Source organism: Pseudothioclava nitratireducens, assembly GCF_029210495.1.
Classification (GTDB): Bacteria; Pseudomonadota; Alphaproteobacteria; order Rhodobacterales; family Rhodobacteraceae; genus Pseudothioclava; species Pseudothioclava nitratireducens.
Genome location: NZ_JARGDK010000004.1, coordinates 220,095 through 241,568 on the forward strand (window position 1 = coordinate 220,095; position 21,474 = coordinate 241,568).

The 21,474-nt window shown below is 65.1% G+C and carries 20 protein-coding genes; 15 read left to right on the forward strand and 5 right to left on the reverse strand.

What is annotated here, in order from left to right; genetic code table 11:
• Nucleotides 1-61 precede the first annotated feature (61 nt).
• Complete coding sequence (gene purD / locus P0X85_RS06670) at nt 62-1,324, forward strand: phosphoribosylamine--glycine ligase (RefSeq protein WP_275810426.1); 1,263 nt, start codon at nt 62-64, stop codon at nt 1,322-1,324.
• 155 nt (nt 1,325-1,479) lie between these two features.
• Here the strand turns inward: purD and P0X85_RS06675 are convergent, their stop codons facing one another.
• Nucleotides 1,480-2,859 (reverse strand): L-serine ammonia-lyase, encoded by a 1,380-nt coding sequence (locus P0X85_RS06675; protein ID WP_275810429.1) that lies wholly within the window; start codon nt 2,857-2,859, stop codon nt 1,480-1,482.
• 158 nt (nt 2,860-3,017) lie between these two features.
• Here P0X85_RS06675 and P0X85_RS06680 point away from each other — a divergent pair, with 158 nt between their 5' ends.
• From P0X85_RS06680 to P0X85_RS06710, 7 genes are all read left to right on the forward strand, one after another.
• Nucleotides 3,018-4,037, forward strand: a complete 1,020-nt coding sequence (locus P0X85_RS06680; protein WP_275810432.1) for a Hint domain-containing protein — start codon at nt 3,018-3,020, stop codon at nt 4,035-4,037.
• A gap of 122 nt (nt 4,038-4,159) precedes the next feature.
• Nucleotides 4,160-4,945 (forward strand): ribose-5-phosphate isomerase RpiA, encoded by a 786-nt coding sequence (gene rpiA, locus P0X85_RS06685; RefSeq protein WP_275810435.1) that lies wholly within the window; start codon nt 4,160-4,162, stop codon nt 4,943-4,945.
• A gap of 93 nt (nt 4,946-5,038) precedes the next feature.
• Nucleotides 5,039-6,394: a glutathione-disulfide reductase gene (gene gor, locus P0X85_RS06690; RefSeq protein WP_275810438.1), complete on the forward strand. Its 1,356-nt coding sequence runs from the start codon at nt 5,039-5,041 to the stop codon at nt 6,392-6,394.
• A gap of 56 nt (nt 6,395-6,450) precedes the next feature.
• Nucleotides 6,451-7,593 (forward strand): FtsH protease activity modulator HflK, encoded by a 1,143-nt coding sequence (gene hflK, locus P0X85_RS06695; RefSeq protein ID WP_275810441.1) that lies wholly within the window; start codon nt 6,451-6,453, stop codon nt 7,591-7,593.
• Entirely contained in the window at nt 7,593-8,477 is an 885-nt protein-coding gene (hflC, locus tag P0X85_RS06700; RefSeq protein WP_275810444.1) for a protease modulator HflC, read from the forward strand. Before hflK ends, hflC begins: the two co-directional genes overlap by 1 nt.
• Entirely contained in the window at nt 8,474-8,671 is a 198-nt protein-coding gene (locus tag P0X85_RS06705) for a DUF2065 domain-containing protein (RefSeq protein WP_275810447.1), read from the forward strand. The genes hflC and P0X85_RS06705 overlap by 4 nt, the downstream gene beginning before the upstream one ends.
• A 132-nt stretch (nt 8,672-8,803) precedes the next feature.
• Nucleotides 8,804-10,276, forward strand: a complete 1,473-nt coding sequence (locus P0X85_RS06710) for a DegQ family serine endoprotease (protein ID WP_275810450.1) — start codon at nt 8,804-8,806, stop codon at nt 10,274-10,276.
• 48 nt (nt 10,277-10,324) lie between these two features.
• On the opposite strand, the gene P0X85_RS06715 is transcribed toward P0X85_RS06710, so the two are convergent.
• Nucleotides 10,325-10,852, reverse strand: coding sequence for a peptidoglycan-binding domain-containing protein (locus P0X85_RS06715; protein WP_275810453.1), 528 nt, complete (start codon nt 10,850-10,852; stop codon nt 10,325-10,327).
• 175 nt (nt 10,853-11,027) lie between these two features.
• Between P0X85_RS06715 and P0X85_RS06720 the strand changes: the two genes are divergently transcribed.
• From P0X85_RS06720 to P0X85_RS06735, 4 genes are all read left to right on the forward strand, one after another.
• Entirely contained in the window at nt 11,028-11,351 is a 324-nt protein-coding gene (locus tag P0X85_RS06720; protein WP_275810456.1) for a 2Fe-2S iron-sulfur cluster-binding protein, read from the forward strand.
• Nucleotides 11,351-12,079, forward strand: coding sequence for an FG-GAP repeat domain-containing protein (locus P0X85_RS06725; protein ID WP_275810459.1), 729 nt, complete (start codon nt 11,351-11,353; stop codon nt 12,077-12,079). The genes P0X85_RS06720 and P0X85_RS06725 overlap by 1 nt, the downstream gene beginning before the upstream one ends.
• A 119-nt stretch (nt 12,080-12,198) precedes the next feature.
• Nucleotides 12,199-13,083: a formyltetrahydrofolate deformylase gene (gene purU / locus P0X85_RS06730; protein WP_275810462.1), complete on the forward strand. Its 885-nt coding sequence runs from the start codon at nt 12,199-12,201 to the stop codon at nt 13,081-13,083.
• A 145-nt stretch (nt 13,084-13,228) separates the two neighbouring features.
• The gene (locus tag P0X85_RS06735) at nt 13,229-14,212 is read left to right on the forward strand and encodes a DMT family transporter (protein WP_275810464.1); all 984 of its coding nucleotides are present in this window, start codon (nt 13,229-13,231) and stop codon (nt 14,210-14,212) included.
• On the opposite strand, the gene P0X85_RS06740 is transcribed toward P0X85_RS06735, so the two are convergent.
• Nucleotides 14,097-14,738, reverse strand: a complete 642-nt coding sequence (locus P0X85_RS06740) for a thiamine diphosphokinase (RefSeq protein WP_275810467.1) — start codon at nt 14,736-14,738, stop codon at nt 14,097-14,099. The two genes, P0X85_RS06735 and P0X85_RS06740, sit on opposite strands and share 116 nt — an antisense overlap.
• 175 nt (nt 14,739-14,913) lie before the next feature.
• Between P0X85_RS06740 and P0X85_RS06745 the strand changes: the two genes are divergently transcribed.
• Complete coding sequence (locus tag P0X85_RS06745) at nt 14,914-17,382, forward strand: hypothetical protein (protein WP_275810470.1); 2,469 nt, start codon at nt 14,914-14,916, stop codon at nt 17,380-17,382.
• 63 nt (nt 17,383-17,445) lie between these two features.
• Here the strand turns inward: P0X85_RS06745 and P0X85_RS06750 are convergent, their stop codons facing one another.
• Complete coding sequence (locus P0X85_RS06750) at nt 17,446-17,694, reverse strand: DUF2842 domain-containing protein (RefSeq protein WP_275810473.1); 249 nt, start codon at nt 17,692-17,694, stop codon at nt 17,446-17,448.
• Nucleotides 17,694-18,989, reverse strand: coding sequence for an adenylosuccinate synthase (locus P0X85_RS06755; protein ID WP_275810476.1), 1,296 nt, complete (start codon nt 18,987-18,989; stop codon nt 17,694-17,696). Before P0X85_RS06755 ends, P0X85_RS06750 begins: the two co-directional genes overlap by 1 nt.
• Nucleotides 18,990-19,208: 219 nt before the next feature.
• Here P0X85_RS06755 and secG point away from each other — a divergent pair, with 219 nt between their 5' ends.
• A complete protein-coding gene (gene secG, locus P0X85_RS06760; RefSeq protein ID WP_275810479.1) occupies nt 19,209-19,568 on the forward strand; it encodes a preprotein translocase subunit SecG in 360 nt (119 codons plus the stop codon).
• A 159-nt stretch (nt 19,569-19,727) separates the two neighbouring features.
• Nucleotides 19,728-21,371 carry a CTP synthase gene (locus P0X85_RS06765; protein ID WP_275810482.1) on the forward strand — a complete coding sequence of 548 codons (1,644 nt, stop codon included), beginning with the start codon at nt 19,728-19,730 and terminating at the stop codon, nt 21,369-21,371.
• The last annotated feature ends 103 nt before the right edge of the window (nt 21,372-21,474 follow it).

A 21,474-nucleotide genomic window follows, 5' to 3' on the forward strand; every position in this document is an offset into this window, starting at 1 on the left:
GCCTTGCCTGTCAGGTTCCCAGACCTTAGAAGGCCGCAAAGCGATGGCCAAGGGGGTAGGCATGAACATTCTGGTGCTGGGCAGCGGCGGGCGTGAACACGCGCTGGCATGGGCGATCAAGCAGAACCCGAAATGCGACCGCCTGATCGTGGCGCCGGGCAATGCCGGGATCGCGCAAATCGCGGATTGCGCGGCCATCGACCCTTGTGACGCGGCGGCGGTTCTGGCCTGCGTCGAAGAGAATGCCATCGATTTCGTGGTGATCGGCCCCGAGGCGCCGCTGGCGGCAGGTGTGGCGGATGCGCTGCGCGGCGCGGGCATCCTGACCTTCGGCCCCTCCGCCGAGGCCGCCCGGCTCGAGGCCTCCAAAGCCTTCACCAAAGAAATCTGCGATGCGTGCAACGCCCCGACGGCGGGCTACGCGCGCTTCGACGATCTCGAAGAGGCCAAGGACTATGTGCTCGCGCAAGGCGCACCGATCGTGGTCAAGGCCGATGGTCTGGCCGCCGGCAAGGGCGTGATCGTTGCGATGACCCTCGAAGAGGCACTGCTGGGGCTCGAAGAGATTTTCGGCGGCGCCTTCGGCGCGGCGGGCGCGGAAGTCGTGATCGAGGAATTCATGGCGGGCGAAGAAGCCTCGCTCTTCGTGCTTTCGGACGGCAAGAACGTGCTGGCCGTGGGCGGCGCGCAAGACCACAAGCGCGTGGGCGATGGCGATACCGGCCCCAATACCGGCGGCATGGGCGCCTATTCGCCCGCACCGGTGCTCAGCCCCGAGATCGAAGCGCAGGCGATGCACGAGATCGTGCAACCCACCATCGACGAGATGGCGCGACGCGGCACCCCGTTCCAAGGTGTGCTCTATGCCGGGCTGATGATCGAGAACGGGCGCGCGCGGCTGGTGGAATACAACGTGCGCTTCGGCGACCCGGAATGTCAGGTACTGATGCTGCGGCTCGGCGCGCAGGCGCTGGACCTCTTGCTGGCCTGCGCCGAAGGGCGGCTCAATGAGATGTCGGTGACCTGGGCGGATGATCACGCGATGACCGTCGTCATGGCCGCCAAGGGCTACCCCGGCAGCTACCAGAAAGGCACGCCGATCCAAGGGCTCGACACCCTGCCCGAGGACAGCGCGCATATGGTCTTCCATGCAGGCACCGCGCTTCAGGACGGGCAGATCGTGGCCACCGGCGGGCGCGTGCTCAACGTGACCGCCCGCGGCGCAACGCTGAAGGAAGCGCAAGCGCGCGCCTATGCGATGGTGGACCAGATCGACTGGCCCGAAGGCTTCTGCCGCCGCGATATCGGCTGGCGCGCCCTCTGATCCTCCAATGATGGGGGCTCTGCCCCCGGCCTGCGGCCTCCCCCGGGATATTTCGAGCGATTGGAGAGCAAGCATTCTCCGCTTCCAATCGCGTCAAATATCCCCGGGGTGAATGGCGCAAAGCGCCAGAGGGGGCGGCGCCCCCTGCGATGCTTTCAGCAATTCGGCACGTTGACCGCAAGACCGCCGAGGCTGGTTTCCTTGTAATGGTCATGCATGTCCCGGCCCGTTTGGCGCATGGTCTCGATGGCGGCGTCGAGGGGGACGAAATGCGTCCCGTCGCCGCGCATCGAGAGCGAGGCCGCCGAGATCGCCTTAATCGCCCCCAGACCGTTGCGCTCGATACAGGGGACCTGCACCAGCCCCTTCACCGGGTCACAGGTCATGCCGAGGTGATGTTCCAGCGCGATCTCGGCGGCGTTCTCGATCTGCTCGGGCGTGCCCCCCAGCACGGCGGCGAGGCCAGCCGCGGCCATCGCGGCTGCTGAGCCGACCTCGGCCTGACAGCCACATTCCGCCCCCGAGATCGAGGCATTATGCTTGATCAGGCCGCCGATCGCGGCAGCGGTCAGCAGGAATTCCGGCACCCGCGCGCGGGTCGCGCCCGGCACATGGTCGAGCCAGTAGCGTAGCACGGCTGGCAGCACCCCCGCCGCGCCATTGGTGGGCGCCGTCACCACCTGCCCGCCGGCCGCGTTTTCCTCGTTCACCGCCATCGCATAGGTCGAGATCCAGTCGTTGATGACATGGGGGGCGGTCATGTTCATGCCGCGTTCGGCGAGCAATTTCTCGTGGATCGCGCGGGCCCGGCGGCGCACCTTGAGGCCGCCCGGCAGAATGCCCTCATTCGCCAGACCACGTCCGATGCAATCGTTCATGACCGTCCAGATCCGCTCGAGTCCTGTCTCGATCTCGGCGGCGGTTCGGAAGCGCGATTCGTTGCGGTGTTTCATCTGGGCGATGCTCAGGCCCGAGGCATGGGCCATTTGCAGCATCTCGGCCGCCGAGCGGAACGGGAACGGCACCGGCGACGGGTCGTTGCGCGCGTGATCGTCGATCGCCCCCATTTCCCCGGCGCTCAGCACAAAGCCCCCGCCGATGGAGTAGTAGATCTCTTGCAAGAGCACGTCGCCCTGCGGGTCGAGCGCTTCGAGCACCATGCCATTCGCGTGCCCCGGCAGCGGCGGGCCAAAATCAAAGACCAGATGCGCCTCGGGATCGAACTGCATCTCACCAAGGCCGGGCGGGGTCAGGCGTCGGGTCGTGCGGTTCATCTCGAGCACGGTTTCGGCCGCGTCATGGGCATAGGTTTCGGGCGTAAAGCCCGCAAGGCCAAGGATCACCGCCCGGTCGGTCGCATGGCCCTTGCCGGTAAAAGCGAGCGAGCCGTGCAGCCGCGCGCGCAGCCCATGCGCGCCGAACGGCGAGCCGCGCAGCCGCTCGAGAAAGCGCGCGCCGGCCACCATAGGCCCCATCGTATGCGACGAGGACGGGCCAACGCCGATCTTGAAAATGTCGAAGACGCTCAGAAACATGCACGGGCTCCCTTTGGGCCAGATTGCCACGGCTTTGCACGCGGCGCGGATTGAAAGCGACATCTTGCGCGTCAAACCGACCCGGCCAGAACGGTTAGCGAGATTTTCACCACTTTGCGCGCAGACTGCCCCCCGAGGTTTCGCAGGACAAGGGCGCGATGGCCGTTTACAGTTTCGCGGGCTGGCAGCTCTCGGATATTGTCGTATCCGGGCCGGACCCGTTTTCATCGAACGCGACTGCCAATAGCGACGCGGTCGGGGTGAGTTCGTTCACGATCTCGCCCTCGGCTTCTTTCGTCACGCTGGACATTTCCGATGACGAGGCGAATTTTCACGACGGGGATTCCGGGCAGAACCTGGCGACGTCAGAGACGTTCAACGGCCAAAGCTGGCCTGCCGGGACTTCGGTAGAAACCGAATACAGCTATATTATCCGGCCTGCGGGATCGCTTGATCCGGCGGACAACATCCTGATCTATTCGCTCGAATTCAACGGCGATGTGATCGGCATCGCCTCGTCGGAGCGGCTCTTTGCAGGGCAGAGCTATGACATCATCGCAATCGACAGTCAGGACCCGACCGTCGCCTATTCCGCGATGGCCGTGTGCTTTGCCGAAGGCACGCTGATCGCCACCCGGCGCGGCCCGGTTCCGGTGGAGCGGCTACGACTGGGCGATGCGGTGCTCAGTTCCGATAACGGCTATCGGGAGCTGCAATGGATCGGGCGCTGGCGCGTCAACGGGCGCGGCGCGAATGCCCCGGTGCGGATCGCGGCCGGGGTTCTGGGCAATGACCGCCATCTGGAGGTGTCGGGGCAACATCGTCTGGTAATCCGTCCTCAGGCGGGGCCCTACCGCGGAGAGGAAATCCTGACCCCCGCCAAGGCGCTGGTCGGGCTGCCAGGGGTCACGCTGGCACCGCGCCCGCGGGTGCTGTGGCTGCATCTGATGTTCGACCGCCATGAAATCATCTTTGCCGAAGGCGCCCGCGCCGAAAGCCTGCTGCCGGGGCCACAGGCGCTTGCCGCGATGGAACGCACGCAGGCGCGCGATCTCGATGCGCTGCTGGGCGCGCTCCCCGCCCCGCTTGCACCTGCCCGCGCTATCGTGCCGCCCGGCCAGATGCGGCGCATCGCCAAACGCCACTCCTCGGCACGCATTCTCGGGTCAGAGGCGTGACAGCCCGCGCGGCAGGTCGGGCGCGCAAAAAACGCGCCCACCCTTGGACAAGGTTCGATTCGGCCTCGCACGCGCGCGGCGGATTGCCTATAACCGGGGCGACAGTTGCACAGGAGACACCCATGGCCGCCGAACTCTCCCCCATCGACAAGGCGAAATTCGCCGCCGCCCGCCGCGCCGTCGACTTCGTCGAGGACGGGATGCGCGTGGGGCTTGGGACCGGTTCGACCGCCGCATGGATGGTGCGCTGCCTTGGCGAGATGGTGCGCGAGGAAGGGCTGCGGATCACCGGCGTGCCGACCAGCACCCGCACCGCCGATCTTGCGCGGCAGATGGGGATCAAGGTCGTGAGCCTCGACGAGGCGAAGTGGCTCGATCTGACGATCGATGGCGCGGACGAATTCGACCCCGAACTGAACCTGATCAAGGGCGGCGGCGGCGCGCTGCTGCAAGAAAAGATCGTTGCGACCGCCTCGGATCAGATGATCGTCATCACCGATGCCGCCAAGGAGGTTGCCCAGCTTGGCGCCTTCCCGCTTCCGGTCGAGGTGGTGCCCTTCGGCTGGCAGACCAGCCGCGCGCTGATCGAAGAGATGCTGGTGTCGATGGATGTGCTCGGCCGCAGCACCTCGCTGCGGCTGAACGGCTCGCAGCCTTTCGTCACCGATGAGGGGAACTACATCGTGGACTGCCATCTGAACCGGATCGGCAATGCCCGCCAACTCAGCCTTGTGCTGAACCAGATCCCGGGCGTGGTCGAGAACGGGCTCTTCATCGACATTTGCGACATGGTCATCATCGGCGGCGCAGACGGCAAGGTCGAGATCCGCGACATCAACGAGGGCACGGTCGCCCATGACAAGATCGACTTCGCGGACGAGAGCAATATTTTCGCCGACCTCGACTAAGACGGACCGCCCGCACGCGCCGGGGGTGTCAAAGACGCCCGCCGCCCCTATCTGAGGGGGCAGAGAGACATTGACCAAGGGGCCCAGTGCACGATGAGTTTTGACTTCGACCTGTTTGTGATCGGCGGCGGATCGGGCGGCGTGCGCGCGGCACGGATCGCGGCTGCGGAGCATGGCGCGCGGGTCGCGCTGGCCGAGGAATACCGCATGGGCGGCACCTGTGTGATCCGCGGCTGCGTGCCGAAAAAACTGATGGTCTATGCCTCGGGCTACCCGGAAGCGGTCGAAGAGGCCCGCGCTTATGGCTGGAGCGCCGAAGCGGGCGGGTTCGACTGGACCGCCTTCCGCGCGAAGCTCGATGCAGAGCTTGACCGGCTGGAGGCGATCTACCGTCAGGGCCAGAAAAATGCGGGCGTGATGGTGTTCGATCAGCGCGCGACCGTCGCGGGCCCGCATGAGGTGCGCCTTGCGGATGGCTCGATGATTAGCGCCAAGCATATCCTCGTGGCGGTCGGCGGGCGGCCCTTCGTGCCAGAGTTCGACGGCAGCGATCTGGTCATCACCTCGAATGACATCTTCAAGCTCGACGCCCTGCCCAAGCGCGTTCTGATCGTGGGCGGCGGCTATATCGCCTGCGAATTCGCCTGCATCCTGCACGGGCTCGGCGTCGAGGTGGTGCAATACAACCGCTCACCGCTTCTGCGCGAATTCGACGCCGAGGCGCGCGATCTGATCGTCGCCCAGATGGAGGCGCGCGGTATCGTGATCCATACCGGCGTGATCGTGCAGAAGATCGAAGCCGAGGGCGATCAGCGCGTCGTCACCTGCTCGCGCGGCGAGGTCGACCGCTTCGATCAGGTGATCTACGCGACCGGTCGCGTGCCGAACACCGAGGGGCTGGGCCTGGAGGCGGCGGGCGTGAAGCTTGGCCCGCGCGGCGAAGTCGTGGTGGACGAATGGTCGCAGACCAACATTCCCTCGATCTATGCGGTGGGTGATGTCACCGACCGGATTCAGCTGACCCCGGTTGCGATCCGCGAAGGTCACGCCTTTGCCGATACGGTCTTTGGTGCGAAGCCCCGCAAGGTCGATCATGAATTGGTCGCCTCGGCGGTGTTCACCCAGCCCGAGTTCGGGACCTGTGGTCTCACCGAGGACGCGGCGCGCGAAAATGGCCCTGTCGAGGTCTACGTTTCCACGTTCCGCCCGATGAAGACACTGTTTGCGGGCAAGGATGACCGTGTGCTGATGAAGCTCGTGGTGGACAAGGACAGCCAGCGCGTGGTCGGCTGCCATATCGTCGGCCCCGATGCGGGCGAGATGATCCAGATGGTCGCCATCGCCATGAAGATGGGCGCCACCAAGGCGCAGTTCGACGCGACCGTGGCGGTGCACCCGACCATGGCCGAGGAACTGGTAACGATGGGAAACCCGGTGCGGCACGCTTGAATTTCCCGAGCGCGCCCCCAAGTCGCTAAATAGATTGACTGAAAGGTGAGGACAGGATGAGCAACGGTGGTCCCTGGGGAACAGGTGGCGGTGGAGATGATGATCGGCGCGATGACGACCGCCGCCCCGGTCAGCGTCGCCCGAATGAGGGCAACCCGATCCCCGAGATCGAAGAGTTCATGAAGAAAGGCTCCGAGCAGCTGCGCGTCCTGATGGGCGGGCGTGGCTCTGGCGGTGGCGGCGCGCGCGGGCCGGGCGGCAGCGGCGGCCCCGGCATCTCGGGCTTTGGCGCGATCGGGCTGATCGCGCTCGCCGCGGCGGGCTTCTGGGCGTTCAATTCCTTCTACACCGTGAAGCCCGAGGAACGCTCGGTCGAGCTGATGTTTGGCCAGTATTCGGCCACCGGCAATCCGGGCCTCAACTTCGCGCCCTGGCCGGTCGTGACCTTCGAAAAGGTGCAGGTGACGCGCGAACAGGTGACCGATATCGGCACCGGGCGCGGCGGCGATATGGATACCGGGCTGATGCTGACGGGTGACCAGAACATCGTCGATGTGGAATTCCAGGTGGTCTGGAACATCAACGACCCGGCGAAATATCTCTTTAACCTCGCCGACCCCGAGGAAACGATCCGCGCCGTGGCAGAATCCGCGATGCGCGACATCATCGCGCGCTCGAACCTTGCACCGATCCTCAACCGCGACCGCGGCGTGATCGCGGCAGACCTGCGCGCGGGCGTGCAAGCCACGCTCGACAGCTATGATGCGGGCATCAACGTGGTTCGGGTGAACTTCAACCGTGCCGACCCGCCGCGCGAAGTGATCGACAGCTTCCGCGAAGTGCAGGCCGCGCAACAAGAGCGTGACCGGCTCGAGAAAGAGGCCGATGCCTATGCGAACCGCGTGACCGCGGGCGCGCGCGGTGAAGCGGCGCAGCTGCGTGAACAGGCTGAAGCCTATCGCGCGGAAACCGTCAATACCGCCGAGGGTGAAGCGGCACGCTTCAACTCTGTCTATGCGGAATACATCAAGGCACCCGACGTGACCAAACGCCGGATGTTCCTCGAAACCATGGAGAAGGTGCTTGCCGGGGTGGACAAGGTGATCGTCGACCAAAGCAGCGGTGGCTCGGGTGTTGTGCCCTACCTGCCGCTCGACCAGCTGCGCAGACCGACCACGACGACCGAGGGGGCGAACTGATGTCCAAGATTACCTTCCTTCTGCCTGTGGCCGTGATCGCGGGGGCGCTGGCGCTTTCGTCGATCTTCGTGGTGGACGAGCGCGAAAAGGCGCTGGTGCTGCAATTCGGTCAGGTCAAGCAGATCAAGACCGAGCCGGGGCTGGGCTTCAAGGTCCCCTTCATTCAGGAGGTCGTGCGCTATGATGACCGCATCCTGAGCCTGCCGACCCGCCCGCTCGAAGTGACGCCGCTCGACGATCGTCGTCTGGTGGTCGATGCCTTCGCGCGCTGGCGGATCGTCGATCTGGTGAACTTCCGCGAGGCGGTGGGCGTTGGCGGCGAGGCGACGGCGAAGTCGCGTCTCGACAGCATCATCAATGCGGCCATCCGCGAGGTTCTGGGTTCCGTGCCTTCGACCTCGGTGCTCTCGGCCGACCGGACACCGCTGATGAACCAGATCCGCGATCTGGCCAAGCGTGAGGCGGCAAGCCTTGGCATCGACGTGATCGACGTGCGTCTGACCCGCACCGACCTGCCCGACCAGAACCTGGCCGCGACCTATGCCCGGATGCGGGCAGAGCGGGAACGCGAGGCGGCGGATGAGCGGGCGCGCGGCGGCGAGGCGGCACAGCGCGTGCGGGCTACCGCAGACCGGACCGTGGTGGAACTCACCTCGGAGGCGCGCAAGCAGGCCGAGATCATTCGCGGTGAGGCCGATGCCGAAGCGAACCGGATTTATGCCGAAGCCTATAACCGCGATGCCGGGTTCTTCGCCTTTACCCGTGCGCTCCAGTTCTACGCAGAGAGCATGAAGCCGAACAGTTCGTCGCTGGTGACGCAGCCCGACAGCGTCTATTTCGACTATAACCGCTTCCTGCAAAGCATCGGCGACACGGCTCAATGAGCTGGGTTCTGACCGGGCTTGCACTGGTGCTTGTGATCGAGGGGCTGGCGCTTGCGCTGGCCCCTTCGCGTATCGAGGAGGCGCTGGACCTGTTGCGCGCGATGCGGCCCGAGCAACGCCGATTGCTGGGGCTTGCGGGCGTCGCCGCCGGTGTCGCGCTTTTGTGGGTCTTGCGGATCTGGGGCGCGGCTTGAATACCTATCGCGCAAGGCTCACACTGAATTGAGCGCGCGCGATGGTCTTTCATTTGCACGCAACGCGCCCTAGGTATTTATCCAATGACAGAAGATCGGGCCGCGCCCGACCGCAGGAAACGGGAGCATATGATGAAAAAATTTGACCTGTCCCAGCTCACCCCGCGCCGTGCGGGCGGCGCTCTGAGCGTGGCGCTGCTGGCGGCGACGCTGGCCATCGCGCCGATCGCGCCGGAGCCCGCCTTCGCGCGCGCCGCCCCTGAAAGCTTTGCCGATCTCGCCGAGAAGATCAGCCCCTCGGTCGTGAACATCACCACCTCGACCACCGTCGCGGCCCCCGCCGCCCCCGGTCCGATGTTCCCCGAAGGCTCCCCCTTTGACGATCTGTTCCGCGATTTCGGCTTCCCGAATGGCCCGCAAGGCCAGCAGCGCGGCCCGCGCCGCTCGAACGCGCTTGGATCGGGCTTCGTAATCTCCGAGGACGGCTATATCGTCACCAACAACCACGTCATCGAAGGCGCGGACGAGATCGAGATCGAGTTCTTCTCGGGCGAGCGTCTTGCCGCCAAGCTGATCGGCACCGACCCCAAAACCGATGTGGCGCTGCTCAAGGTCGAGAGCGACAAGCCCCTGCCCTTCGTCAAGTTCGGCGATAGCGACAAGGCCCGCGTGGGCGATTGGGTGATGGCGATGGGCAACCCGCTCGGCCAAGGCTTCTCGGTCAGCGCGGGCATCGTCTCGGCGCGCAACCGCGAGCTGTCGGGCACCTATGACGACTACCTGCAAACCGACGCGGCGATCAACCGCGGCAACTCGGGCGGGCCTCTGTTCAACATGGATGGCGAGGTGGTCGGCGTGAACACCGCGATCCTCTCGCCCAACGGCGGCTCGATCGGGATTGGCTTCTCGATGGCCTCGAATGTCGTGCAAAAGGTCGTCGGGCAGCTTCTGGAATTCGGCGAGACGCGGCGCGGCTGGCTCGGCGTGAAGATTCAGGACATCACCCCGGACATGGCCGAGGCGCTTGGTCTTGCCTCTGCCGAGGGTGCGATGATTTCCGAAGTGCCCGAAGGCCCCGCCAAGGAAGCGGGCATTGAGGCGGGAGACATCATCATCAGCTTTGATGGCGGCGAGGTGAAATCGACCCGCGATCTGGTGCGCCGTGTGGCCGATGCGCCGGTCGGGTCCGCCGTGCGGGTGACCGTGCTGCGTGATGGCAAGCAAGAGACGCTTCTCGTCACGCTGGGCCGGCGCGAACTGGCCGAGGGCGAAGCCGTTCCGGCCGCCGTGCAAAAGCCGCAAGAGACCGAAAAGGATCTGCTCGGGCTGACCGTGACGCCGCTCACCGACAGCCTCTCGACCGAGATGGGGCTGCCGTCCGGCACCGAAGGTCTGGTCGTCAAGTCGATCGACGAGGCCAGCTCCGCCTTCGAGAAGGGGCTGCGCGCAGGCGACCTGATCACCGAAGCCGGGCAGAAGCCGGTCGCCTCGATCACCGATCTGGAGGACCGGATCGCCGAGGCGGAGGATGCCGGGCGCAAATCGGTTCTTCTGCTGATCCGTCGCGGCGGCGAGCCGCGCTTCGTGGCGCTGCCGATCGAGTGATGTCCAGCCAATCGGAGTGTGAAAGGGCGCCTCTCGGGGCGCCCTTTGCTATTCTTCGGTCCAGATCAGAAGGCCCATCTCCTGCGCGGCACGGCGCGCGAGCACATCGCTTTCGAGGCCGCGCGGCGCTTGGTAGGCGCGGATCGCGCTGCGGGTGGCCTTGGTCATCTCACCATTGACCGGCCCGCGATAGAGTTGCCGGGCTTTCAACGCGCGTTGCAGCATGGCGATGAAGCCCGGCGTCAGTTCCGCGGCGCAGAGCGTCTCGAAGGCCAGTTCTTCGCCCGGATCGGTGACGGTCTGGAATTCCTGTTCCTGATAGACCGCGGGCTCGAGTTCGGTGCCAGTGGCCGGGTCAATCACGGCGGGCCGGATCTCGACCGAGCGCAGAACGGTGCCGAATTGCACGGGCTTCACCTCGATCGCGGCGTAACATCCCGGCGCGCCCTCGGGTGGGGCCGCACCGGTCACGCGGGCGAGCGTCGCCTCGGGCGCAATAGCCGGCATCGGCGGCTGCGCGGCGCAAGCGGCGATCACAAGGGCTGTGCCCAGAAGCGGTATAACAAGCGGTTTCACGCGGGAAGGCCCCTTTCGGTTCGGCCCCCTTGTAGCGGCTTTCACCTGCGCCGGGAAGGTGCCGGAACCATGCGCGCGAAGCTGTGCGCAATTGCCCGCCCGCCCCTCTGGTCAAGCGCGCGCGCTTGTCCTAAACCCTTGGGCCAAGCGAGTTCTGCAAGCAAAGAGACGAGCCATGGCGAAGATTACCTATATCGAACACAACGGCACCAAGCACGAGGTCGAGGTCAAACCCGGCATGACCGTGATGGAAGGCGCGCGCGACAATGGCGTGCCGGGGATCGACGCCGATTGCGGCGGCGCCTGTGCCTGTTCGACCTGCCACGTCTATGTCGCCAAGGAGTGGGTCGAGAAGCTGCCCGCCAAGGACCCGATGGAAGAGGACATGCTCGATTTCGCATGGAACCCCGACCCCGAGACCTCGCGCCTGACCTGCCAGATCAAGGTGACCGAAGCGCTGGACGGTCTGGTTGTCAACATTCCCGAAAAGCAGATCTGATGTGGGGCCGCGCGGCGCTCCTCGGGCTGGGGATGCTTGCCGCGACGGCGGGCACAGGTGCTGCGCAAAGCGCGCAAGAGGCGCGATATGTCGAACCGACCGACCGCTATGGCCATGATGCGCTTGGGCCGGGCCATGAATGGGAGGCGCTTGAGGTCACGGTCGCAGGTGGTGCGAAGGCTCTGCGCTTCGAGGCCGGGCCGGAGCATGTCTTCGAGGATATTGCGCCCCGGCTGTGGGATGTGGATGGCGACGGGCAGACCGAAATCGTCACCGTGCAATCGCATCTCGAACGCGGCGCGCGGCTTTTGATCCTGAAGCCGACCGCGAGCGGGCTCACCCCGCTGAGCGCCAGCCCCTATATCGGCGCACGGCATCGCTGGCTTGCCCCCGTGGGGATGGCGGATATCGACGCCGATGGCGTGCAGGATCTGATACTGGTGGATCGCCCGCATCTGGCCAAGGAGCTTGTCTTCTATGCCTTCGCCCCCGGAGCCCTGCGTGAAATGGCGCGGGTGCCGGGCTACACCAACCACCGTTTTGGCGAGGACCGGATCATCGGCGGCATCCGCGATTGCGGCACCGGCCCCGAGGCCATCGTTGCCTCTGGCGACTGGCACGAACGTGTCGCCTTCGGTTTCGATTCGCGCGCAGGCGCGCTCTACCGTCAGGTGATCGGCCCCGGCACCGCCTCCGAGGACTTCGCGCGCGCCCTGTCCTGCCGCTAGGCGCGCCGTTTTTCACGCAGCCCCGGTCGCATCCGCGCAGGCGGCAAACCGCGCGCCGAAGGATTGTGCGCAAGAACGGGGCAGGCTAGAGGTCGCCCCAAGGATAAAGGGACCCACCGATGACGAGCTATGTGCTGACTGTGCAATGCCCCTCGACCCGCGGAATCGTCGCGGCCATTGCGAATTATCTGGCCGATCAGGGCTGCAACATCACGGATTCGCACCAGTATGACGATCCGCTGACCAAGCAGTTCTTCATGCGGATCACCTTCAGCTCGGAAACGGGCGCCACGCTTGACGCGCTGCGCGAGGGTTTCGAGCCGGTCGCGCAGGCGATGGCGATGGACTGGGCGATCCATGACGGCAGCCACAAGACCAAGGTCCTGCTGATGGTGTCGAATTTCGGCCATTGCCTGAACGACCTGCTCTATCGCTGGCGGATCGGCGGTCTGCCGGTCGAGATCGTGGGCGTGGTGTCGAACCACATGACCTATCAAAAGGTCGTCGTGAACAACGATATCCCGTTCCACTGCATCAAGGTTACCAAAGAGAACAAGCCGCAGGCCGAGGCGCAACTGATGCAGGTGGTCGAGGACTCGGGCGCGGAGCTGGTGGTGCTGGCACGCTATATGCAGGTTCTCTCGGACGCGATCTGCGCCAAGATGTCGGGTCGGATCATCAATATTCATCACTCCTTCCTGCCGAGCTTCAAGGGTGCGAACCCCTACAAGCAAGCCTATGAACGCGGCGTAAAGCTGATCGGCGCGACGGCGCATTATGTGACAGCCGATCTCGACGAAGGGCCGATCATCGAGCAGGACACGGTGCGCATCACCCATGCGCAAAGCCCCGAGGACTATGTGAGCCTTGGCCGCGATGTCGAGGCTCAGGTGCTCGCCCGTGCGATCCACGCGCATATCCATCACCGGGTCTTCCTGAACGGGAACAAGACGGTTGTCTTCCCGGCCAGCCCCGGTGGCTATGCGTCGGAGCGGATGGGCTGAGGCGCACAGGGGGCGCTGCCCCCTCTGGCGCGTTGCGCCATTCACCCCCGGGATATTTCGGGCAGACTGACAGGGCGCGTCTGTACGATGCGCCCATGTCGTTTTCAGGATGGACGGCACGCGGGAGCGGGTCTAGCGGTGGGATATGAATCGTCAGGATCGCATATTGGCCGGCATCGCGCTGATGCTTGGGTTCTGCATCATCGCCCCGCTGATCGACGTGGCCTCCAAATTGGCGGCCCAGGAGGTCGCCGTGGGAACGGTGACGCTTGGGCGTTTTGTGGTACAGGCCGCGCTGATGGCGCCGGTGCTGGCGCTGATGGGGCTGTCCTTTGGCCTGCCGCGCAACCGACGGGCACTTGCTTTGAGTGTCGCGCGCGCCGCCTTTTCGATCCTCGCAACCTTCTGTTTCGTGGCCGCGGTGCAAGTGATGCCGATTGCCGATGCGCTGGCCATCGCCTTTGTCGAGCCTTTCGTGATCCTGCTGATCGGGCGGTTCGTGATGAGGGAAGAAGTGGGGCCTCGGCGCCTTGGCGCGGCGGTCGTCGGCTTTATCGGCGCGCTTTTCGTAATCCAGCCCTCCTTCGCGACTTTCGGCGTGGTGGCGCTTTTTCCGCTTGGAACAGCGGTAACCTTCGCCGCCTATATGCTGGTGACGCGGGCCCTGTCGAACTATGTCCACCCGGTGCAGATGCAGTTTCAGACCGCGTTGATCGCCGCCGTGCTCTGCGTGCCATTGCTCGGTCTGGGCGGCGCTTTGGGCATGGATGAGCTGCGCTTCGATCTGCCCGAGGGGATCTTCTGGATCTGGGTCTTCTGCGTGGGGCTGGCGGCGACGATCAGCCATATGGCGATCAGCTATGCGCTGAGCTTCGCGCCCTCATCGACGCTGGCGCCTCTGCATTATTTCGAGATGCTGACGGCAACGCTGTTCGGGTATCTGTTCTTCGAGGATTTCCCCGATTTCGCCACCTGGATCGGAATTGCGATCATCACCGGCTCGGGGCTCTACATCATTCACCGGGAACGTGCGACCGAAGCGACAGCGCGTCGAGCACGGCATGCAGATGCGGCTTCGGAAGCAGCACGAGCGCCGATCCGGTCAGGCTCAGGCGCAGCGGGCCGCTGATCTCGTTCGAGGTGCTGACCCGCCCGTCCGGCGCAAGCGAGAGCCCGTCAATGGGCCAGCGCAGCCCCTCGGAGCGCCCGGTGACGGTTCCGAAGGGGAAGATCGAGAATCGCTCGCCCGGCGGCAGGTTGAGGGTGATCTCGGGCGGCGCGCGGAAGATCAGATCCTCCTCGCCGATCAGAATCACCCGCTGTGTGGCGCGCTGCGCGACATAGGAAAGCGTGGCGAGCGTGTGATCGAGCCGCAACCCGGTGAACCCAAGCGCCAGATAGAAGGGCGCGGTCACATGGATCAGGCATTTGCCGAAATCGGTGCTGTCCTGCTCGGGGATATGGTGGACGCGCGGGCCGAATTCGGCGCGCGCCGCCTCTGACAGGCTATCGAGATCGCCGATTACGGCCTCGGGCGTCAGGCCCAGTTCCCGCGCCCGATCCCCGCCCCCATCGGCGGCAACAAGGGTCGGCGCGATTGTCAACGCATCGGCAACATCGGCGGGCCGACTCGCCCCGCCGCCCAACAAGGTCACCCCGTGATTTGAATGGACAATTCCCCCTGACATGGGATGATTGATGCCGATTAAGGCAAAGAAACACAATCGGAACCGGGAAAATTCCTTCTAATTGCCCTTTTTCGTTCACGCGAAAGCACCAGTTGACCGGGATGGTGGACGGAACTTGGTTTAAGAGAAAGCGAGCGTTCCAATGGTTGGTGCGAACAGCAAGATTCTCACGGTATCTTATGGGACCTTCTCGTGCACGCTTGAGGGGTTCGACGAGCCGTTCAACACGATGAAGGCAATCGCGGAGTATTTCCGCGATCTCGCAGCGGATGACCGCTATTTCGGGGCCGAGCCCCCGACCCCGGATGCAGAGATGCTCCACAAGATTGCCGAGCGCGAGATTCAGCGCCGGGTCGAAGCGAAGATGGAGACCAATGGTCTCATTCTGCGCCCCGCCGACCGCGTGCCCGCCGAGATGCCCGCGCCCCAGGCCGAAACGCCCGCCGAGGCCGAGGTTGTGACGCCTCCGATGGCCGAGCCGGCCGCGCAAGCCCCGGCCTCTGCCGAGCCCGCCCCGCGCACCGAGACCGCCGCCATCGCCGCGCCGGCCGGTCCCGAGAGCGTCGCGGAAAAACTACAGCGGATTCGCTCTGCCGTGGCACAGGCGCGCGCGTCTGCGGCCCGTCAGGACGACTATCTCGAGGACCAGCCCGAGCGTGAGCCGGTGGCGACATTCTCGTCATTCGAGGACGCGACGCCCGGCGTCGAATCCGAGGATTTCGGCTATGAACTCGACATTTCCGGCCCGCTGAACGCGGCGGAGCTGGAGTCGCATGAGCCGGTCGCGGAGGAGGTCGCCGCAGAAGAACCGTCCCAAGAAAGCCCCACCGAAGAGGTCGTCGCAGCGGCGCCGGAGGTTGACACGGAGGCCGAGGACGAGGCCCGCCGGGCCCGCATCGCCGAGCGGATGAAACGCCGTGCGGCACGCGCCGCGGCCCTGGCCGCTGCCGCGGCCGAGGAAGTTCGCAGCCAGACGACCGCGCCCGAGCTTGAGGAAGACCCCGCAGAGGTCGAAGCGGAAGCGCCCGTAACGGTCGCGGAAGCCGCTGCCGAGGACGTCGAACAAGACGCTGCGCTCGAAGCCGAAGCCGAAGCCGAAGCCGAAGCCGAGACCTTCGAAATCGACAGCCTGATGTCCAGCCTTGCCGAATCGCACGAGCTAGAAGCGCCGGTTGAAGACGTCGCGCCCGAGGGTCTCAGCGAGGTCACCGAGGACACGATCGCCGCCGCGCTTGCGGATTTCGAGCAGCAGGACGAAGCCGAGGATAAACCGCGCATCCGTGCCCGCGTGATCAAGGTCCGCCGCAGCGAACCAGCCGACGCCACGACCACCACCCCGGAGATCGAAGACGCCGAAACCATCGCGGATGAAAATGTCGCGCATGATGATCTGGCCTCGGCAGAGCCGGTGGCGGAGGAGGAAGCGACGCTCTCGCCCGAGGCCGAAGCCGACCTGATGCGCGAACTCGCCGCCCTTGAGGAAGACACCCACACGCAAGACGCGCCGGACATCGAAGACGCGGCCTATGCCGACATGCCCCTGCCGGTCCAACACGACGATGCGGCGGAGGCCGCAGAGCTCGACGATGGGCAGATGGATGTCGATGCCGTTGAGGCGGAGACCGTGATCGAGGAAGCCGAGGTCGAAATGGCTGAGATCGAGGCGCCCGAGGTTGCCGAGATCGCCGCCCTCGAAGATATGGCAGAGCCCGTTCTCGAGACTGCGGAGCCCGCTTTCGAGGCAGAGACCGAAAGCGCGGTTCAAGAGAGCGAAGCCCCAGAGGCGGAGCCCCCCGTCGAAGAGGCGTTCGAGGCAACCGACGCAACGCCCGAAGAGGCCGCGCAGGAAGACAGGCCGAAACGAGCCGAGCATGAGCGCGAGCTGACCCGTCTCATGGACAAGGCCGACTCGCAGCTTTCGGTGCCGGAAAACCGGCGTCGCCTCTCCGCGATCTCGCACCTCAAGGCCGCCGTCGCAGCAACCGTCGCGGATCGCCGTGCGCTCGGTCAGGATACGGCCAAGGGCGCGCAGGACGAGGACAAATCCGAAGCCTATCGCGAGGATCTTACCCATGCGGTGCGCCCGCGCCGCCCGGTGTCGAAACATGCGCAAACCGCGCGCCCCGAGATCGCGCCGGCCCGCCCGACGCCGCTGGTTCTGGTGTCAGAGCAGCGCGTGGACCGCGATGCGACCGACACCTCCGAGGCCGTGCGCCCCGCCGCCGTGCGCCCGCGCCGGATTTCAGCCGCGCAGGTGATGCAGGTCGAAGCGGATGAGGATGAGGCCGAGACCGACGCAGCGCCGCTGAGCGCCGAGGACGCGACGAGCTTCGCCGAATTTGCAGAAGGCCTTGGGACGCAAGGCCTGTCGGATCTGCTCGAAGCCGCGGCGGCTTACACCGCTGGCGTCGAGGGCCGTCCGCATTTCTCGCCGCCCCAGATCATGCGCAAACTGACCAGCGTCGATGGCGGCGAAGAGTTCACGCGCGAAGATCGCCTGCGGGTGTTCGGCAAGCTGCTGCGCCAAGGCAAGATCACCAAGGTGAAGCGCGGCCAGTATGCGATCACCGAAGCCTCGCGCTACTGGAACGAAGCCAAACGCGCGGGCTAAACTGGACCGACGCCCATCGCAAAATGCAAAACGGAGGGGATTTCCCCTCCGTTTTCAATTGGTTCAGCGCTGTTCGTGATCCTGTGGCGCATCCGGATCGGGTCGCCCCACGCCGGTGAAGATCGGCTTGAGCGGCAGCGCCCAGAGGAAACCCAGCCCGATATAGACGAAGATCTCCGCCCAGATCGGCAACCGCCCGAAGCGCGCGTCGAACCAGTTCACCAGCGTTACGGCGGCGGCGATATAGAGCGGCAGGCCGACGACCAGTGCGAGGATCGACAGCCGCCGCTTCGCCTTGTAGCCGAGCGCCATCAGTCCGCGAACGGGTCGGTCACGAGGATCGTGTCGTCCCGCTCCGGGCTGGTCGAGAGAAGCGCGACCGGGCATTCGATCAGCTCTTCCACGCGCTTAACGTATTTGATCGCGTTCGCAGGCAGATCGGCCCAGCTCCGCGCGCCCTCGGTCGACTCGGACCAGCCGGGCATCTCTTCGTAGATCGGCTTGCAGCGGGCTTGGCTGTCGGCCGCGGTCGGCAGGTAGTCGAGCCGTTCCCCGTCGAGATCGTAGCCCACGCAGATCTTGAGCGTCTCGAACCCGTCGAGAACGTCGAGCTTGGTCAGCGAAATCCCGGTCACGCCCGAGGTTGCGCAGGTCTGGCGCACGAGCGCCGCATCGAACCAGCCGCAACGGCGCTTGCGCCCGGTGACGGTGCCGAACTCATGGCCACGCTCGCCGAGGCGCTGGCCATCTGCGTCATGCAGTTCGGTCGGGAACGGGCCTTCACCGACACGGGTGGTGTAGGCCTTGACGATGCCCAGAACGTAATTGATCGCCCCCGGCCCGATGCCAACGCCGGTTGCAGCCTGTCCAGCGATCACGTTGGACGAGGTCACGAACGGATAGGTGCCGAAATCGATGTCGAGCAGCGCACCTTGAGCGCCTTCGAACAGGATGCGTTTGCCGGCTTTGCGCTTTTCGTTGAGCACCTTCCAGACCGGGGCGGCATAGGGCAGGATTTCACGGGCGATGTCCTTGAGATCGGCGATCAGGCGATCCCGGTCCACCGGCTCGATCCCCAGCCCTTTGCGCAGCGGGTCATGGTGTTGCAGCGCGCGGTCGACACGCGCGATCAGCGTCGCATCGTCTGCGAGGTCAGCAACGCGCACGGAACGGCGGCCCACCTTGTCTTCATAGGCGGGGCCGATGCCGCGCCCGGTGGTGCCGATCTTAGTCCCCTTGGAGGCGGCCTCTTCGCGCGCGCGATCGAGTTCGCCGTGGATCGGCAGAATGAGCGGGGTGTTTTCCGCGATCATCAGCGTCTCGGGCGTGATCTCGACGCCCTGCTCACGGATCGAGGCGATTTCGCGGATCAGATGCCACGGGTCGAGCACAACACCATTGCCAATGACAGAGAGCTTGCCCCCGCGCACCACACCCGAAGGCAGCGCGTTCAGCTTGTAGACCTTGCCGTCGATCACGAGCGTATGGCCCGCATTATGACCGCCCTGGAACCGCGCGATCACGTCCGCACGTTCGGACAGCCAGTCCACGATCTTGCCCTTCCCCTCGTCACCCCATTGGGCGCCGACGACGACGACATTGGCCATTGCTCTCTCCTTGGAGGTTGGAAAAACCGCGTCACCTATAGCGAGGCACGGGCGCATGCGAAACCGGTTTTTCACCCGCATCCCCGCCCGAGGGAGGAATCCGGGGGTAAAGCCGGGGCCTGATCGCGGTTCCGGACCAGAAAGCGGCGCAAACAGCCTTGCGCCCTGAGCCTCATACGCCTAGATAGGCGCGTCGATTGAAAGAAGGCTCGGTCCCCGATGGAAAACGTCATCCTCTCGATCCACCTGATTCTGGCTCTGCTGCTGATCGGTGTGGTGCTGCTGCAACGCTCCGAAGGGGGCGCGCTCGGCATGGGCGGTGGCGGCGGTGGCGTGATGAGCGGTCGTGCGGCGGCCAACGCGCTGACCAAGATGACCTGGGGCCTTGCGATCGCCTTCCTGATTACCTCGGTGACGCTGACCATCATCGCCGCGCGCAATGCCGAAGAGGGTTCGGTCGTCGACCGGATCACCGCGCCCGAGACCGCGCCTGTCGAAGCGCCGGCCGTGCCCGCGCCGCTCGACGTCGCCCCCCCGCCTGCGGCGGATGCACCGGTGACCCCGCCCAGCGCGGAATAAGCGCGCGCCACAACCCTTTGGGGGCGGCGCGGCATTTTACCCAATAGCTTGCGGTCTGGTTGCGGGCGGACTGCGAATCGTGTAAGCATTAAATCCCGTGATGCAGGTCCTGCTGGACCGCGCAAAACTTCGAATATTGACGTGATCACGGGGGCTTCCATGGCAAGATATGTTTTCATCACGGGTGGCGTGGTGTCCTCGCTCGGCAAGGGTCTGGCTTCGGCCGCACTCGGGGCGCTGCTGCAAGCGCGCGGCTATACCGTGCGCCTGCGCAAACTCGACCCCTATCTCAACGTCGACCCCGGCACGATGTCGCCCTTCGAGCATGGTGAGGTCTTCGTCACCGATGATGGCGCCGAGACCGATCTCGACCTTGGCCACTACGAGCGCTTCACCGGTGTCTCCGCGCGCAAGACCGACTCGGTCTCGTCGGGCCGCATCTATTCGAACGTGCTCGAAAAGGAACGTCGCGGCGAGTATCTCGGCAAGACCATTCAGGTGATCCCGCACGTCACCAATGAAATCAAGGACTTCATCAATGTCGGCGACGACGAGGTCGATTTCATGCTCTGTGAAATCGGCGGCACCGTGGGCGACATCGAAGGCCTGCCCTTCTTCGAAGCGATCCGCCAGTTCGCACAGGACAAACCCCGCGGTCAGTGCATCTTCATGCACCTCACGCTGCTCCCCTATTTGGCGGCGAGCGGCGAACTCAAGACCAAGCCCACGCAGCACTCGGTCAAGGAGCTGCGCTCGATCGGCCTTCAGCCGGACGTCCTGGTCTGCCGCTCGGAGCATGTGATCCCCGAGAAGGAACGCGCCAAGATCGCGCTCTTCTGTAACGTGCGCCCCGAGGCGGTGATCCCCGCCTATGACCTGAAATCCATCTATGAGGCACCGCTGGCCTATCACCGCGTGGGTCTCGATCAAGCCGTGCTCGACGCCTTCGGCATCGCCCCCGCGCCGAAGCCTGACCTGTCGCGTTGGGAAGACGTGATGGACCGCCTCGAGAACGCCGAAGGCGAGGTCCGCGTGGCCATCGTCGGCAAATATGTTCAGCTTGAGGACGCCTACAAGTCGATCGCCGAGGCGCTGACCCATGGCGGCATGGCGAACCGCGTGCGCGTCAGGGCCGAATGGATCGACGCCGAAATCTTTGAGCGCGAAGATCCCGCCCCGCATCTCGAGCGCTTTCACGCGATCTTGGTGCCCGGCGGCTTCGGTGAGCGCGGCACCGAAGGCAAGATCCGCGCCGCGCAATTCGCGCGTGAAAAGGGCGTGCCCTATCTGGGCATCTGCCTTGGCATGCAGATGGCGGTGATCGAAGCCGCGCGTAACCTCGCTGGCGTGACCGACGCAGGCTCCGAAGAGTTCGACCACGAGGCCGGAGCCAAGCGCTTCACCCCCGTTGTCTACCACCTGAAGGAATGGGTGCAGGGCAATCACCGGGTCGAACGCAAGCTCGACGACGACAAGGGTGGCACGATGCGCCTTGGCGCCTATTCCGCGGCGCTCAAAGAGGGCTCGAATGTCGCGAAGGTCTACGGCACCACCGAGATCGAAGAGCGTCACCGTCACCGTTATGAGGTGGACGTAAAATATCGCGAGCCGCTGGAAAGCTGCGGGCTGGTCTTCTCGGGCATGTCGCCCGATGGCCGCCTCCCCGAGATCGTCGAACACAAGGACCACCCCTGGTTCATCGGCGTGCAGTTCCACCCGGAACTCAAATCCAAACCCTTCGCGCCGCACCCGCTGTTTGCCGGCTTCGTGAAAGCCGCGCTCGCGCAAAGCCGTCTGGTCTGACGGGATGAGGCGAAGGGGGCGCTGCCCCCTCTTTGCCCAAGGGCAAATTCACCCCCGGGATATTTCGGGCGATTGGAAACCGCAAAGGTTTCCTTAACCAGAA